At 31.2% G+C, this 18,309-nt stretch carries 11 protein-coding genes; 4 read left to right on the top strand and 7 right to left on the bottom strand.

The genetic code is table 11. The features are described 5' to 3' along the window. Window positions 1–66: 66 nt before the first annotated feature. The 4 genes from HY951_13425 to HY951_13440 form a co-directional block, all read right to left on the bottom strand. Window positions 67–2,574 (bottom strand): fibronectin type III domain-containing protein, encoded by a 2,508-nt coding sequence (locus HY951_13425; GenBank protein MBI5541060.1) that lies wholly within the window; start codon window positions 2,572–2,574, stop codon window positions 67–69. 111 nt (window positions 2,575–2,685) lie between these two features. Further along, complete coding sequence (locus HY951_13430) at window positions 2,686–3,129, bottom strand: hypothetical protein (GenBank protein ID MBI5541061.1); 444 nt, start codon at window positions 3,127–3,129, stop codon at window positions 2,686–2,688. A gap of 22 nt (window positions 3,130–3,151) precedes the next feature. Next, on the bottom strand, window positions 3,152–5,833 hold the full coding sequence (locus tag HY951_13435) for a PD40 domain-containing protein (GenBank protein MBI5541062.1): 2,682 nt from the start codon (window positions 5,831–5,833) through the stop codon (window positions 3,152–3,154). Window positions 5,834–5,889: 56 nt separating this feature from the next. Further along, entirely contained in the window at window positions 5,890–8,406 is a 2,517-nt protein-coding gene (locus HY951_13440) for a caspase family protein (GenBank protein MBI5541063.1), read from the bottom strand. A gap of 191 nt (window positions 8,407–8,597) precedes the next feature. On the opposite strand from HY951_13440, the gene HY951_13445 reads away from it, so the two are divergent. Together HY951_13445 and HY951_13450 are read left to right on the top strand one after the other, a co-directional pair. Continuing rightward, a complete protein-coding gene (locus HY951_13445) occupies window positions 8,598–10,169 on the top strand; it encodes a PKD domain-containing protein (protein MBI5541064.1) in 1,572 nt (523 codons plus the stop codon). A 15-nt stretch (window positions 10,170–10,184) separates the two neighbouring features. Beyond that, entirely contained in the window at window positions 10,185–11,120 is a 936-nt protein-coding gene (locus tag HY951_13450; GenBank protein MBI5541065.1) for a PorP/SprF family type IX secretion system membrane protein, read from the top strand. Window positions 11,121–11,163: 43 nt separating this feature from the next. Here the strand turns inward: HY951_13450 and HY951_13455 are convergent, their stop codons facing one another. The 3 genes from HY951_13455 to HY951_13465 form a co-directional block, all read right to left on the bottom strand. Then, window positions 11,164–11,904 carry a hypothetical protein gene (locus tag HY951_13455; protein ID MBI5541066.1) on the bottom strand — a complete coding sequence of 247 codons (741 nt, stop codon included), beginning with the start codon at window positions 11,902–11,904 and terminating at the stop codon, window positions 11,164–11,166. A 79-nt stretch (window positions 11,905–11,983) separates the two neighbouring features. Next, window positions 11,984–12,724 (bottom strand): 1-acyl-sn-glycerol-3-phosphate acyltransferase, encoded by a 741-nt coding sequence (locus HY951_13460; GenBank protein MBI5541067.1) that lies wholly within the window; start codon window positions 12,722–12,724, stop codon window positions 11,984–11,986. A gap of 8 nt (window positions 12,725–12,732) precedes the next feature. After that, window positions 12,733–13,959 (bottom strand): MFS transporter, encoded by a 1,227-nt coding sequence (locus HY951_13465; protein MBI5541068.1) that lies wholly within the window; start codon window positions 13,957–13,959, stop codon window positions 12,733–12,735. A gap of 59 nt (window positions 13,960–14,018) precedes the next feature. On the opposite strand from HY951_13465, the gene HY951_13470 reads away from it, so the two are divergent. Next, window positions 14,019–15,308, top strand: coding sequence for a cyclic nucleotide-binding domain-containing protein (locus HY951_13470; protein MBI5541069.1), 1,290 nt, complete (start codon window positions 14,019–14,021; stop codon window positions 15,306–15,308). A 62-nt stretch (window positions 15,309–15,370) separates the two neighbouring features. Further along, a complete protein-coding gene (locus HY951_13475) occupies window positions 15,371–18,295 on the top strand; it encodes an FAD-binding protein (GenBank protein MBI5541070.1) in 2,925 nt (974 codons plus the stop codon). Window positions 18,296–18,309 lie beyond the last annotated feature (14 nt).

The raw sequence follows: 18,309 nt of genomic DNA on the forward strand, positions 1-18,309 counted from the left end.
ATAAAATATCAAGAAAAACCAAGCTTAACATGGTTATTAATTAGATTTTATCTACAGAAATTCATTTCATTTATTCTCAAAAATAAGTTTAATTGTTTTGTTTAAACTGCTTGATTTAATATTACAGAAATACATTCCAGAAGCTACTTTTTTATTTAAACTATCTGTTCCATCCCAATAAACATTATGCAGACCAATGTTTAAATAATTATCTGCAAGTTGTTTAACTTTCCTTCCATTAATATCAGTAATATTAATAACAACCTTTTCAGAATTTTCAACAGTAAAACCAATCTCAACTTTTTTATTAAACGGATTTGGTGAAACATTAAATGTAGTAATATTTTCAATTGAGTTAATATTTGTCGGCAATACTGTAAATACTGTAGAATCTGACCAATCGCTCCATCTTACATTATGATCACGATATCTGATTCTCCATTTATATGATGAATCGGGAATAAGGATACCTGACGAAACTGCTAATTGTTGAAGATTAATTCCTGAATTTACATTTATAGGATTAAAATCCGGAGCTCCGGTAGTACCATAAATATCTTCAGCATCTCTAATAATATCAACAACAGAGGCAGTCCACGAATTATATTTTCCTGCTAACTGAAATTGCGATGACATTAAAGAATCAGCGCCAGAAAAAGCAGAAGCAATAAGTGTAGGCGAATCATTTGAAGTACTGTTTGGAGTTAACGCAAATGGCTTTGCAGGAGCAAATTGATTAAGTTTGCGGTGCCATTTATCCAGTATAACATTATTTAGTGGTTTATCCGGATTTCCTAAACTGTACATTGTTGTTTCACAAGTTTTTTGACTCATATCAACATCAACGAGTATATAATTGTAGTGATCTAATGAGCGTTGAGTTTCGGCATAATCAGTCTGATTTGCATACATTCCCCATCGATCAAGGTCGCCACCTCCTCCTCCACTTAGTATTGTTCTGAAATCCCAGTTCTGAGCATGCACAGATTTAATAACAGCTCTTTCATAATTATGAGAATGTCCTGTAGAATGCATTGTAACTTTGGGAAAAGATTTTAATTCACCATACACGTTGTTCCAAACATATGAACTATTTCCATCAGGCCACAGTTCGCTTTCTCCAGGCTGATGTGAGAAAGTAAAAACAAAATCACATTGATTGTTTAAATCTGAATCAAGTAATTTCTGATGTAACCAGTTTGTTTGCACTACGTTGTTATACAAACCATTAGTATTCATTGCAATGAACTGACAATTACCAACATAAAACGAATAATATTTTTCACATAATAAATTTGTAGTAGGATAATCAGAAAATTCATCATATTTCATAAAAGAATAAAACGAGGCATTTTCTCCAACATGATTTCCAATACTTACCATAAATGGAACAGAACATGATATTTTTGAAAAGGGTATAAAATATTCACTCAAATATGTTCCAATATTTGATCCATCACCCATAATATCTCCTGTATGCATTACTAAACTAACAGAATCATACCAGTTAACACCGTACAAATTAATAAATGTTTTTAACATGGAATCAGCTGTTGCTGTTGCTCTTCCAACATATGTCTGAGAATCACCAATTACTGCAAATTTCACATGTCCATTCTGGTCTCCGGAAGCAACAGGAGTTTTAAAAGGATAAATATCTGATGTATCGGTACCACTTATACATCTGTAATAATACCTTGTTGCGGGTAATAATCCGTTTAACTTAACTGTATGCCATCTGTTAGTTGAAATAGATTCATAACTTCCTGTTGTTATATTTCCAAGTGCCGGAGTAGTTCCGTATTCTACTTTTGTTGAAGATATATCGTACGAATTCCAGCTTATATACATTGAATTTGGAGTAGGACTCTGCAAATAAGGCATAATGTTAGAATTAATCAATCCACCAAGTTGAGAAACTTCATTATCGTTTAACGGTGCATTAAAAAGTGCTATCTGCGACACATTTATTGTATTATCCTCACCATTATCGTCAGCAAAAAATAAAACTGAAGGAATATCTAAAGAGAATCTTCCATTAACGGCCTGACTTGTTGCATTAAGTATTAAATGACCATCCATGTAATATTTGAAGCTTGCTCCCAAATCAACAACAATGACCAATCTATGCCATGTATTTGACTGAACAGAATAACCAGTATAACCAGTTGAAGAAATACCAATATTTCCTGAAGTATTAATAAAAACTTCTCCATCATTAGAGTTTGTCATATTAGTCTGATAAAAGCAATGCCATATCATAGGGTCTGTAATCATAAAATCGTACATAATGGAGTATTCATTAACTGTTGTTCCTCCTCCATTTGCAGCTATACCATGATTACATGTATAATAACTTCCTGCTCCAATTGAAACGGCATTATCGCCAGCAATAATTCCGGGTACTAAAGTATGAGATCCATTTAATACAAGATCATTGCCCATTGTTGCTTGTGTTAGATTTGATATATTCTCAAAAGTCCAGCGACCAACAAGGCTTGCAGGAAATATTTGTGATAATAAATTATTTGAAATAACTGTTAATAATAATGTAAATATTAGTATGGTTTTCATAATTAATAGTTTTGGATTAACAAATATAATTATATTTATTTAATTACGTAAATGCTAACAGAATGAAGTTATTTTTCTGTTTATTATAATAGCAAATATGATGGCTCAATTTTAATTATTAATCTCAACTGTGCTATGATAATTAGTCTGTCCATTTATCTTATAATTACTTATAACTTGGTAATAATCACTCCTTGGTCTATATGGGAAACATGTATTACAGCCTTTTTCTTCAATATTAACATCAGTTATATTAAATATTTGTCCTGAATTAGATAAGATTATTTTAAAGTCAAAATCAGGAATACTTTTTTTAGTATAAACATAACAATATCCTGAATTATTTAATTCACCATTTGTTATAAAACTATCAACTAATACAGTAAAATTAGAATTTTTACTGTAAGAATAAATTATAATTGTATCTAGTTCATTCTGATTAAAATTACGAAAAGCAATGTCGTATAACCCTGCACTTTCACAGTCTTTTTTTGTGCAACATGAATAAAAATTAAAAACAACAAATATTAACATTAATGAAATAAGTGTTCTCATTTTGTTTTAATATTACACAATGTTATTTTTTTTGCGGTTGAAGTTTTAATATTTCCAACTTTGCCTTTTTAGCTTCTGCATTTGCTTTTGCAATCTCTAAGTTGACAGCTGCTTTTTTTGCATCAGCATCAGCTTTTACAGCATCGGCTTTGGCTTTTTCAGAAATAGCAATATCAGCTTTTGCTTTTAATATTTCGGCATTAGCTTTTGTTGCCTCAGCTTTCGCAATAGTAGCATCATCTTTAGCTTTTTGCGCTCTTGAAAGCAATTCCTGGGCTTTTAATTTATCAGCTTCTGCCTGTATTTTTAAAGCTTCGTATTTAGGTTTTTCTGTTTCAGCAAGTTGATTCTTCAAAATTAGTGCTGACTCTACTGCTTTAGCTTTATCTGACTCAGACTTTGCTTTATCAGCTTCTGTTTTTGATTTTAATTCCTCACTCTTTGCTTTGTCTGCTTCAGCTTTTGCTTTTAATGAAATTGATTGAGTTTGCAAAGCCTCAGCTTTTTTAATTTCCAAATCCGCTTTAACCTTTATGGCATCATCTTTTGCCTTTTGCGCATCAGCCAACTTAGCACTTGCATTAGCTTTTGTTATTTCTACTTTTGCAATAACTGCTTCGTCCTTTATTTTTTGAGCTGCTGCAATTAATTCCAGAGATTTCAATTTATCAGCCTCTGCTTTAGATTTTGTTGCTTCTGCCTGAATTTTTAAGGCTTCATATTTTGGTTTCTCTGTTTCTGCTAACTGATTTTTCAATAATAAAATTGACTCATCTGCTTTTGCTTTATCAGTAGCCAACTTAAGTTTGTCGGCTTCAATCTTTATTTTTGCTTCTTCGCTTTTTGCTTTATCTGCTTCAGCTTTTGCCTTTAATGCATTTGATTGTGCCAACAAAGATTCGCTTTTCTTTAATTCAGCTTCAACTTTTGCTTTTGCCAAATCATCCTTTGATTTCTGAGCTGCTGCAATTATAGCATCTGACTTAGCTTTAGCGGCATCAGCAGCAGCTTTTATTGCACTTTGTTTTGCAATTTCAGCTTCTGCCTTTTTAATTTCAGCATCAGCTTTCATTTTATCAGCTTCAATTTTTTTGCTATCTATTTCTGCTTTAATCCTTTCAGCTTCTGCACGAATTTTATCTGCTTCTAACTTTTGTTTTTCAATCTGGGCTTCACTTCTGGCAAGAGCATAAATAGAGTCCATTTTCATTTTTTCTTTTTCAATATCAACAAGCTCAACTTCTCTAATTACTTCTACTGTTGTTTCTATTGTTTCAATAACTTCTATTTCCTTTTCAACAGTTTTTTCAACTTCAAGTATGTCAGTCACAGCCATTTCTTTGGTCAATGTTACAACCTGACTGTTAGCATCAATATTTTCAATAGCAAACCCACCTCCTTCAATTTTATAAATATCGTAACTATCTTTTTCTTCACGAATTGTTGAATAGTATCTGGTCTGACCACCTATAATATAATAATTAACATCATCATAATTTGTATTTATCGGATAACCCATAGATTCTGGTTTTGTCCATGTCCCATTATCTTTTAATTCAGAATAATAAATATCATAACCACCCAATCCTGCAAAATAACCATTTGAACTAAAGAAAAGTGTTTTTCCGTCTGGATTAATAAAAGGTGAAATTTCACTATTTGAAGTATTTATTTCTTTGCCAATATTTTTTGGTTTCCCCCAATTCTTACCCGATTTAACACATTGGTAAATGTCATATTTACCATTACCTCCTTCGCGATCACTGCAAAAATAAAGATATTTACCATCGGCAGAAATCGTAACACCAGTTTCATTTGCAGAAGAATTTATTTTTGAAACAGGCTCAGGCTTACTCCATACTTTATCAATATACCGGCTCTCAAAAATATCTTTCTGACCATCATCATCAACATATAAATATAATGTTAAGCCATCTGATGAAAGACACAAAGGAGCTTCATCATTGTTAGTATTCCATTTAAATGGTAAAGACTTTTCCCATTTTCCTGAAGCATCTTTTATAGAATAATATATATCCTGATCAAATTTACCCGTTATATTGCTTATTGTTTTATTTCCTTCTTTTGAATCTCTTCTGGTAGCAAAAAATATAATAGAATTATCAAGTGTTATAACCGGATTAGTTTCAGAATAAAGTGAATTGATATTTTTACCTGGATTTTTTAAGACAATATCTCTTGGGTTTTTAAGAGCATTTTTTGAATTAATACAATTTCTAATTACTCTGTCAACAGGAATCGGAGCATTACCTGCAAACTGATCATCATATTTAAGAAAAGTAAAAATTGCACTATCAGACTCTCCAATAGTTAAATATGTGCATCCTAAAAAATACAAGGCATCGTAAGGAGCTGATTTTTCATCATTATTATTAAAATCATATTTTTCTTTTAAATTTTTTGTTGACTTTCTAAAATACACAAGAGCTTTTGATTGCTCATCAATTGAATTAAAATAACACAACCCCATTTTAAAATTGGCATTAGCATTTTCAGAATCCTGTTCAAGTACTTTTTGCCATATTGCAATTGCTGAGCTGAATTGCCCTTTAGTTAAAAGTTTATTTCCTTCATCAATTAAATCTTTTAATTCATTATTTTTATCTTCTACAGCAATAACATTCTCTGCACAAACAAAACAAAAGATAACAAATAAGAAAATTATATTAAAGTGTTTTTTCATAGTATAGTTAATTAGAGTTTGAGTATTAATTACTAAATTTTGTTATATTACAATTATTATTTCATGATAAAAAGAAATTGTCCACCCTCATCACCTGTATTCTTTACAGGAGCTAATTTTGGACTTTGCTCAGAGTTATTAATTACTGGTATTTTTATTTTGTTATATATCTGCCCTACGTCAAAAAACTTACTATCATTTTCCTTTAATGTTTTAAGCAAGTAATATGCAAAAACAGAATGCCCATCTTTACCACCATCCATAACAGGTTCTATACCACCAGAGGTCATTGCCTGACGTGATGATAAACTATGAACTTCTTTATAATATTTTTCAGATTCTTCGAAAGGGACAGTAACAGTTTTGCCTCTGAAAATATCTCCACTAAAACATGCATCAGCAACTAATAATGTATGTTTAGACTTAATACCACCCAGATAAGTTTGTAAATCGGCATTTGAAATATAGTTTGCCGAAGAATTAGTAGTAGCATCAATAGGCACCCAGAAACCTTTATTAAGTTCCTTTTTAAATTCGCCGTGACCGGAATAATAAATTAAAACATTATCCTGTTCTTTCACATTCTCTGTTAACCATTCAAGTTTATTAATTATTCCAACTCTTGTAGCTTGTTCATCATAAAGAGTCTGAAAATTATCAAATTTATATTTTTGTTTTAGCAGTACTTCAATTTCTTTTGCATCATTTACAGCATTCTGTAGTGGAGTCCAGTTTCCTTTATATTTATTAATTCCTATTATTAGAGCATAATATTTTCCTATAACCATATCTTTTGCTTTAGGAACATTCATTCCTGCTAATGGATCTCCACCACCTCTATATAACACTTCAGGTGTCTCGGTTTGAGTATTAGCTTCTGCAAAGGTCATATCAGTAGTTGGCAAATTTTCATTCATTTTAACTTCTAATATTAGGTCGTTTGCATTTGTATATGCACCTTCCAAATTTAAACCTATATTAATTTTTGGTTTATTAAATTCTTTAGTTGTATAAAATTCAACACTAACCTCTTTTTCTTCACCAGGTTCTAAAGTCGGAATTAATTCCGAGAGTTTATTTACAGCCATAACATTAGGTGGAAATATATAGCCGATTTTAGTGTTTTTTGCAATCCCACTTGATGTATTTTTAACCTTTAATTTTAGAGTAATAGGTGCTCCAATCTCAGCTTTTCCGGTTACAGAACTGTACGCCTGACTTGTAATCATAACATAACAATAACTTATACCACCACGAGACTGAAAATTAATTTTTACCGGTGCTACATTAAACCCGTTTGCTTCCTGAATTTCTACATTAAAAGTCCCTGATGCAGTTTCTAATAATGAATCTGTAGATATTGGTATAACAACGGTCATATATTTATCAGATTCAAGATTACCTATGGATATTTCTTTTTCAAAATGCAATCCTATTACAGTATTATCTATCGAAATTTTTGCAGTTAAATTATATGCCTGTCCTTTTCCAGAATTTTTTAGAATAAATTTTATAGTTGGATTCTCAGGATTCTCGATAATACCATTATGATTATCCTCATTTAATGTAACATTAGATACTGTTAATTTAGGTTCACCTGCGTCTTTTACGAATTTTTTCTTTCCAATTTTAAGATTACTGTCATCCCATATTTTCAAACTGGCATCATTGCTAACAGATAGCAAAATATTTCCTTTATCAGAAAAAGCAATTGAATTTATGTCACTTTCATGTGCATCAAATTCTTTTACAATTTGTTTAGATTCAATATTCCAGATTGAAATTTTCTTATCAGCACCTGCAATAGCGATGTATTGTACATCCGGACTAAAAGCTACAGTATTAACCTTTGACTTAAAATCAGTTTCCCAGAATTTATTTCCTGAAGATGCATCCCATATAATAACTGCACCAGTTGAACCACCACTTAAAATATATTTACCATCAGAACTCCAAGCAATAGCAGTAACCTCTTTAGAATCGGCATTGATAGTAGATTTTATCTGCCCGGTTACTGCATCCCATATCTTTATTGTATAATCAGATGATCCTGTAACAATATTCTTTCCATCAGAACTATACGCAACTGCGGTTACAGCTTTTGTGTGCTCTCTTAATGTAAATAATGAGCCACTTGAAACACCATCCCATATTTTTGCTGTATTATCCTTAGATCCCGTAACAATATAATCATTAATTGGATTAAATGATATAGAAGTTATATCAAGAGTATGTTCTTTCTGAATTTTCTTAATTTTCCATTCGACGGCATCAAAAATTATTAATTTACCATCAGAAGAACCGGTAGAAAACAATTTTCCATTAGAACTAAATGCTGTAGCAGTAACCGGAGCAGAGTGAGCAAAAACTTTTAATTTATCTCCTGTTTTTGCATCCCAAATCTGTGCACGTTTATCCATTCCACTGCTAACAATAAAACTTGCATCACTATTAATTGCGACTGAAAGAATCTCACCGGCATGCGCATTTTCTTTATTTTTTAGCAAAACCTGAGAAAAAGATGCTGTATAACACATTGCTAAAATAAAAAAAACTAACATTATTTTTTTCATAATTAAAAAATTAGATGGTAATTACCTTATACAAATCTATTAAAAAAAACAATTGATATCATATATTTAAAATTAATTTATCTAAGCTTATAAAAAATTAAAAATAAACGTTTTAAAATTTCACATTTTAAATTAATTATTCTAATTTTCAGATTATTTTCGAAAATAGTTATTGAATTAAGTTTTATGTTATGAAAAAAATTATTGCCTCAATTTTTACATTATTTTTTTATCAGTTTTGTTTTAGCCAAGTAGTTGATTTTACATATTCACAAACCTGTATTGGTTCTGTTCCAACAACTCTTACAGGCTCTTCTACTTATCCTGATTCAGACATACAGACTTGGGAATGGGATATTAATAGCGATGGATCATGGGACTATACAGGCAAAACAGTAACAGTATATAGTTTCATTTCACCAGGCGTTTATTCTATTCCGGTTACATTAAGAATAACTTTAATTACTGGTCCTAGTTTTTCAAAAATGAATAATGTGATTCTTGATCCTAAACCAACTGTTGATTTTATTGTTTCCAACCCATGCGTTAATGATATGGCAATATATACAAGCCAATCAAATATAATTTCAGGAAGTATCGTAAAGTATATCTGGGATTTTACAAACGATTTAATGCCAGATGACAGTTCAGGAAGCACTGTTAATTATTTTTGCAGTACAATTGGAAGCATTAATTCTAAGCTAAAAGCTGTATCAGATAAAGGTTGTAAAAATGAAATTATTAAAACTGTACAAATTTATTCAAAACCTATCGCATCATTTTTAGTACAGAATAATTGTACAAATAAAAACACTTTATTCATAAATTCATCATCAATTGGTTTTTATTATTGGAATTTTGGTGATGGCACTCAATCTACTTCTACTGGCCATGTTTCTCATATTTATAATAACTCTGGGAGTTATAATGTTACATTAATTAATACAAGTAACGGATGTAGTGATACAGTTACAAATAACATATCAATTTATCAGTCACCTACTGCCTCGTTTTCAATATCTAATATATGTCAAGGACAAAATACAATGTTTAATCCAACCCAGATTGCTAATAATTACCACTGGGATTTTGGTGACGGTAATCAAGTAAATACTTCAGGGAGTGCTACACATACTTATATTAATTCTGGTAATTATTATGTGACCTTAGTTGCTTCTAATAACAACCCATGTAATGATACAATAACAAATAACATAAACATTAATCCAACTCCAATTGTTAGTATTTCAGCACCAGATACTATGATATACGGAAACGGACAAATACAACTTACTGCAAATGGTGGAGGAAATGTTCAATGGTCAAACGGAATGCAAAACCCAACTATTTCTGTAAATACTGCCGGACACTATTCCGTTACAATTACCGACCAGTATGGTTGTTCGGGAACATCAAGTATAAACATATATCAAACAGGCAATAATAATTCTGGTTCTAACATTATCGTATCATCTAATATTATTACTCCAAATGGTGATGGTGTTAACGACTATTTTACAATTAACAATTTGCAATCATTTTTCAACAACGGAAGCAACGGCAATAGCGGTTGTAGTGTTGAGATATACAACATGTGGAATGAAATAGTATATTCTTCAAATTATTATAATAATGACTGGAATTGTCAATATTTTGACGGAAAAAGTCTTCCTGATGGTGCATATTATTACTACATTCAGTGTGGAAGAGATACTTTAAAAGGGAATATAAATATCTTAACGCACAATAATAACAATAGATAAAATACATTCATTAAAATGAAAAACATAAAATACATTTTATTTATACTGACAATTGTTTTTTGTTTTGGGCAACTAAGTTCAATTGCCCAACAATTAACTTTAAGCAATCAGTATATTGTTAATAAATTTTCACTTTCACCTGCATATGCCGGTCTTAATGAAAAATTTGAAATTTATGGCTCAACAAGAAATGAATGGATAGGAGTTTATGGTGCACCTTTAACAAATTCAATATCGGCAAATGGTGCAATTGGTAAAAACATGGGGATTGGTGCAAGTATTTCAAATATGCAGGCAGGTATTTTTATCAATATTTCTACCAGTTTATATTACTCATATCATATTCGTTTATCAAAAACAAAATTTCTTAGTTTTGGTTTAGGATGTGGCATGCTTGAAAATCATATTGACTTAAATAATAACGATGCTCAATCAGATCCTATTTTTATGAGATCCGGATCAAAGAGTGCAATGATTGATGCTAGTTTTGGCATATTATATAGCAGTAAAAAATTACATATAGGTGCTTCTGCACCAAGATTATTAGGAAGAAGAACTGATAATAGCCTTTATGCTCTTTGGCCGCATTACCAAGCTTTTATGAGCTACAAACTGAATTTCAGTAAAACATGGGCTATAAATCCAACTGCAATAATTCATTATCCTGTAGATGCTCCTTCATTTTATAATTTTACTATTCCTATTATTTACGATCAAAAAGTTTGGTTTACATTAATTTATAAAGAAACTGGTGACGCTGGAATCGGTATTGGAGCAAATCTTAAATCTAACCTTATTTTCAATTACACTTTTGAATGGTATGAGCATGGTTTGGCTCATAGATCAGGAGGCTCGCATGAATTAACACTAGGCTGGAGAATGAATAAAAAGAACACAGATCAACTTAAAAAGAATAAAAAGAAACCATATTACGAATGGGTTAACAAATAAAAAAGGAGGCAATGCCTCCTTTTTTATTTGTGTTTTATTTTGCTTAATTATTTACTATTGCTATTTTATTTGGTGGGTTATTATATGCTTCGGTAGTAACATCATTTAAAGATTTTGATTTCTTTGAAAGAACAAATCTGCATTTAGCAAATTTAGATACTGGCCAACCATACCATAATACATAATCACCATACTGGTCTTTCATGTTATAACGGGCAGTAGTTTGGTTATCCCATACCCAGGTCATTTTATCACCGTCATCATTAAAAGAAACACCAACATTTATAAATTTATGATAAACAACTGTTTTTAACCATTGTGCTTCTACATTGAATAAAGATAAAATTTCAGCTAATGTATTTGTAGCACCGCCTCCAACTCCTTCGAGTTTCATTTCAAGAGCAAAACGATCAGGTGTACCATCTGCTACAAAAAATTCACCTCCGTTAAATGTAAGGTTTGCATAATTAAACCACTGGTTAATATTTGAAGAAATTTGAGTGAATTTACTATCACCATAAACCAAGTATGTAACCATTGGACCAGCTGTTGACAATACAGTATTATCACTACTCAAATAAAAAGCAGTCAAAGGAAGTAAGCTATTTTGCATTTTAGGTAAAATGTTAACACCGGATGAGTCATAAGCCTCAGAAATTACCCAAACACCTTCCATTTTAGTTTTAGTAGGTGTTTCATCTTTTTCCTTCTTACAACTAGAAAAGAAGAAAGTAACAGAAACAAGTGTAACAATTGTTAAAAATAGTGTATTCGTTTTTTTCATATTTGTGGTTTTTATTATTAAACAAAAATAAAACTTTTATTAATACGAATTAAAATAAAAATTAGTTTCAATTGCAAAATTATATTCTAAAACTAAGAAAATGATATTTCACTTTTTTAATCTTTTCTTCTCCATATTTATTATAAAATTCTTCGAGGAAAGTATTAAAAAAAACCTTTCCCTCTTTTGCCTTTTCTTTGGCTTCAATTGTTATATCTGAAAATTCGATATTAACTGTTCTTTTAGGAGCTAAAAAAAAGAAATTAATAATCACAATAAATATGCCTTTTAAAAATGCCTTAAAAAATGAGGGAGATTTACCGGTTTTAGCTTTTGACCACATACTACCCCACAAACCACTAATTCTAACTCCAACAATCTCAGTATTTTCAGGAATTTCAGATACAACAACCCAAGCACTTTTTTTGTTTTTAATTTTTTCAAATCCTTGTTCTGCTGTTTGTCCTGATGGATAAAGCAATACATTTTTACCATCTTTTATTGCTTCTATAACACTTTTATTTATCCTGTCAAGCACTGATGTATCTCTGCTACCTGCCGTTAAATCACTAACAGGAACAGCTTTTATACTATTTAATACTTGCTTTAATAAAGGTATTTTAAAATATGTTTCAGTAACTATTGGCATTACAGGTGTGTACTTTGAAATATGCGTAAAAAGGATTTGCGGATCAACAATAGCCTGATGATTTGGCAAAAACAATTTTGGGTTTTTAGAACTAAGTAAATCAATTCCACGAATATTAACTTTGTACCGAAGCCTTAAAAGGTTTCTATATATAAAAATAACAATACCCATAGATTAATTCATGGTAAAATTCTATTAACTCTTTCCCTCATTTCAGGTACAAATCTTACAAGTAGAAATGTTATGACAATAACCGATAAAAGCAAAAACAAAAAAACCATATTTGTTCCAAATTTACCGGAAATAAAACCAAATAATCCTGAGCCAATAAAAAGCATTAAAAATGTAATAAAATTAGAATATGCAATCATGTCTCCCTGCTTTCGACCCTCAATTTTAGTCTGAATATAAGCACTTAACGGTACCATAAATATTCCGCTGAACATTGCTATAAAAAAGATAAAAACTGAAAACAAATAAACATTTGTTGGCTGAATTATGTAAACCAGAATTAAGAAAATTGCCATTCCAAAACCACCAATTGGAGTTAAAAGCAATTCTACTTTGCCTTTCGATATTAATCCCGAACTTAAACTTCCCAATCCGATTCCAATCAAGGCGATCGACATTACCATACTCATTTCTGTATTCGATAATTTAAGTATTCCGGGGCAATGAACAATTAAATTCATTTGTAACATACCATCTATCATCCAGAAAGAGCCTAAACCTAAAACAATCAGATTCATTCCCTTAAATCCTTTTACCCATTTAAATGAATTAATTAAAAACATAATTGGATTAATTGTTTCCGAAGAGCTTTTTAATGGCTCTGTTTCATTAGCTTTTATTAAAACAGTTGTAATAAAACTTAATACTGAAACTCCTATTAAAACAGCAGCCAGCAAATGGTAATTATAATGATCAGAAATTATTGAAGCCACTACAGGCCCCACAATGTTTCCGAAAAATACAAGCATTTCCATTGCTCCAGTTCCGAAAGAAATACCTCTATTACCACCAATATCGCGAATTAAACCATATTTTGCAGGTGAAAATAATGTACTCACAACTCCAAGCAAAAAAATACAAACCAAAACGACATAAATATTTTCAATATAAAATCCTAAAGCTCCAATCACGTAAATTGGAAACTCAACTATTCTGGAATACAAAATAATCTTCTTTTTATACATTATCTGCGCTAGTTTCCCTGCCAGTGGTGAGAAAAAAATGTACGGAACAAAAAATAAACCTGAAGCTAACGAAACAATATACGAATCGGCTCCTGAGTCTTTTGGAAACCAAGCTACCGAAATAGTAATTATCAGTAATTTGAAATAATTATTGTTGAATACTCCTAAAAAGTTAGTAGAAAGTAGTGGTATCCATTTAGTTCCAGACATTAAAATTATTTATAGTTTTTTATTATCTTGGCGCAAGTTAATTAAAAAATCATTTTTATATGACAGGAACCCCTTGGGTTGATGCTTTTATTTTTGGAATAATAAGCGCAGTTTCTTTACCGTTAGGTGCATTACTATCCTTTATTTGGAAGCCAAAATCAAAAATCACAGCAGCACTTATGGCTTTTGGTGGTGGCGCTCTTCTTGCTGCTTTAACAATTGATTTAGTTGCAGTTGCAGTTCACAATGGTCATTTTTGGATATTAGCAATGGGATGTATTATTGGAGGAATATTCTATTTCTTTCTAAATCAAATAGTAAATAACAATGGTGGATTTCTTAGAAAAACTGGTACAGCACTTTCTCATTTAAAAAAAGTAAGACGTAAAAATCTAAATGAATTAGCAAAAAGAATAAGCACAATTCCACTTTTTCAACAATTACCTGCAGATGAACTTCAGTCAATTATTCCCTACATTCAGAATAGGACTTATAAAACAGGAAAACACCTTGTACATCATGATGATCCTGGAGATAGATTATTAATAATTGAATCGGGAAAAGTTAAATTAATTGACGAAGATAAAAACCTAACATTATTTGCCGAACAAAATGCTGTACTGGGCGAAATAGAACTATTAACCGGAAGTAAGCACGAGTTTAGTATTATTGCCGAAACAGACGTATCTGTTTTTATGGTTTTAAAAACAGATTTTGATAAAATTGTTTCACAATCAGCTTTATTAACAAAAAAAGTTGAAGAAATTATTAATAATCAAATTGAATTATTAAAAGAAAATCATATAGTTAGCAACGAAAAAGCTGAAGCCTGGTATAAAAAAGCTATTTCCAACTTAGATGGAAAATCAAGCAGCATACATTCAAGCGACCTTAAAAGTCAATCAGTAAAACATGCGGGAGGCGCTGCACTTGCAATATGGTTAGGAATTATGTTGGATGGTATACCAGAATCAATTGTTATAGGTTCAAGCCTGCTAACAATGGGAACTATGAGCTTATCTTTACTTGCAGGTTTATTTTTATCAAATTTCCCGGAAGCATTATCTAGCTCAATAGGCTTAAGAGAACAAAAATTTTCAAAAATGAAAATATTGTTTATGTGGACAACCATAATGTTATTAACTGGTGTAGGAGCAATTGCTGGAAATGTTTTTTTTGCAAATGTAACTCATTCATACCTTGCTCTTATTGACGGATTAGCTGCAGGTGCTATGCTAACAATGATTGCAGAAACAATGTTACCTGAAGCATTTCATATGGGAGGATCGGTAACAGGATTATCTACATTAATCGGTTTTCTAACTACAATTGCCTGTAAATTCATTTAATTAAAACCTTGAATATTTATATTTAAAGAACCATAAATTCTGGATTAACAAAAAATATAAAAATGAATTCTATAAATTTTCAAGAAAAACTTAAAATATTCTCAAATTACTTTGAAGGTGACGTATATACCGACGAAACAACAAGACTACTATATGCAACAGATGCATCTGCTTATCGCGAAAAACCTATTGCAGTTATTCGTCCAAAAAATGTAAGCGATGTTAAAAAAGTTGTTGCATTTGCATCAAAAAATAATGTACCAATTATTCCCAGAACCGCCGGAACCTCATTAGCCGGACAAGTTGTGGGAAACGGAATTATTGTTGACGTTTCAAAATACCTTACCAAAGTTATTGAAATTAACGAACAAGAAAAATGGGTTAGAGTTGAACCAGGTGTGGTATTGGATGAATTAAACAAAATTCTTGCACCAAAAGGATTGTTTTTCGGACCCGAAACATCAACTTCTACAAGATGTATGATTGGCGGAATGGTTGGCAATAATTCCTGTGGGGCTCATTCTTTAATTTATGGAAGTACAAGAGATCATCTTTTAGAGTTAAATACTATTTTAAGTGATGGTTCAATTGCAGAGTTTAAACAAATTAATAATGATGAATTTAAACAAAAGCAAAAAGGTGATAAATTAGAAAATAAAATATACCAGAATATCAATGAAATCTTATCTGACAAATCAAATATTGAGGAAATAAATAAGCAATATCCTGATTCAAGAATTCATCGAAGAAATACTGGTTATGCAATTGACATACTGAGTTTAACCTCTCCATTTTCAGAAAATGAGACACCATTCAACTTTTGTAAATTATTAGCCGGATCTGAAGGAACTCTGGCTTTTACTACAGAAATAAAACTTAATCTTGTTGACTTACCGCCGAAAGAAATAGGTTTGGTTTGCATTCATATGAATTCTCTGGAAGATACTTTTAAAGGAAATCTTGTAGCCCTAAAACACAATCCTACTTCAATTGAGTTGATGGACAAAGCAATACTTGATCTTACAAAAGGAAATATTGAGCAAAACAAAAACCGTTTCTTTCTTGAAGGTGATCCTCAAGCACTTTTAATTGTTGAATTTGCAAAAGAAACCCGTGAAGAAATTATCGAAATTGCAAAAAGTCTTGAAACCGATATGCGTGCGAATGGTTTCGGATATCATTTTCCTGTTGTGTTTGGTGCCGATACAAAAAAGGTCTGGAATCTCAGAAAAGCAGGCTTAGGTGTACTAAGTACTTTACCAGGTGACGCTAAACCAGTTCCTGTAATTGAAGATACAGCTGTTCATCCTGATGTACTTCCTGAATACATGGCTGACTTAAACAATTTATTTAAGAAACATAATCTAAGTTGCATATACTATGCACATATTGCAACCGGAGAAATTCATATGCGCCCGGTTTTAAATCTCAAAATAAAGAAGGATGTAGAGCTTTTCAGAACAATTGCAAAAGAATCTGCGGAGCTAGTTAAAAAATATCGTGGCTCATTAAGTGGCGAACATGGTGATGGTAGGCTAAGAGGTGAATTTATTCCTTATATGATTGGCGATCACTGTTATTCGCTTTTAAAACAGATAAAAGAGACTTGGGACCCAAAACATATATTCAATCCTGGGAAAATTACTGACACACCTCCCATGAATTCGAGTTTAAGGTTTGAAACTGATAAAGAAATTAGAAAGATTGAAACCATTTTTGATTTCTCTCAGGATTTGGGAATTTTAGGTTCAGTAGAAAAATGTAACGGCTCTGCCGATTGTCGAAAATCTGAAATTATTGGAGGTACAATGTGCCCCAGTTTCATGGCGAGCAAAAATGAAAACCAATCTACCCGTGCAAGAGCAAATATTTTACGCGAATACTTGACTAATAGTAAAAAAATAAATCCATTCGCACATAAAGAAATTTATGAAATAATGGACCTTTGCTTATCGTGTAAAGCATGTAAATCAGAATGTCCAAGTGGTGTAGATGTTACAAAAATGAAGGCAGAATTCCTTCAACATTATTATGATGAGAATGGAACTCCTTTAAGGACAAAAATGATAGCTTTAAGTCCAAAAATTAATCAATTTGGATCCAATTTTTCCGGAATTTTTAATCTGTTTTCTAACCTAGGAAAATCGTTTATTGGATTTTCGACTAAGAGAAAAATTCCAAAAGTTTATAGTGAAACTCTTATTCAGTATTTTGAAAAAAACTCAAATCGTCATTCTGGACTTGTTTCAGAATCTCCTAAAAAGGTTTATTTATTTGCTGATGAATTCACAAATTTAAATGAACCTGAAATTGGTATTAAAGCTATCCTCCTGTTAAATAAATTAGGTTACGAGGTAATTATTCCAAAACATGTAGTTAGTGGCAGAACTTATTTCTCAAAGGGTTTATTACGAAAAGCAAAAGTTATTGCCGAGCAGAATATAAATTATCTCTCTGAAATAATAACAGAAGAAACTCCTTTAATTGGAATCGAACCATCAGCAATTTTAGCATTCAGAGATGAATATCCTGAAATTGTTGAAAAATCATTAGTCGAAAAATCCAAAGTATTAGCAAAAAGCACTTTAATGATTGATGAATTTATTGCTGCAGAATTTGCAAAAGGAAATATTAAATCAGAATCATTCACTTCAGAAGCTGCAGAAATAAAACTACATGGACATTGTCAGCAAAAATCTATTGCCTCCACTGCTCCTACTTTAAAAATGCTTACTATTCCAACAAATTATAAAGCTACCGAAATCCCTTCGGGATGTTGTGGTATGGCAGGCTCATTTGGTTATGAAAAGGAGCATTACGAACTATCAATGCAAATTGGTGAATTGGTATTATTTCCTGAAATCAGAAAAACAGATACCAAAACTATAATTGCTGCGACAGGAACAAGTTGTCGTTGCCAGATTGAAGATGGAACAGGAAGAAAAGCATTGCATCCAGTTGAAATTTTGTGGGAGGCGATGATTTAATGATGCTTACAAAA

Source organism: Bacteroidia bacterium, assembly GCA_016218155.1.
Lineage (GTDB): Bacteria > Bacteroidota > Bacteroidia > Bacteroidales > GWA2-32-17 > GWA2-32-17.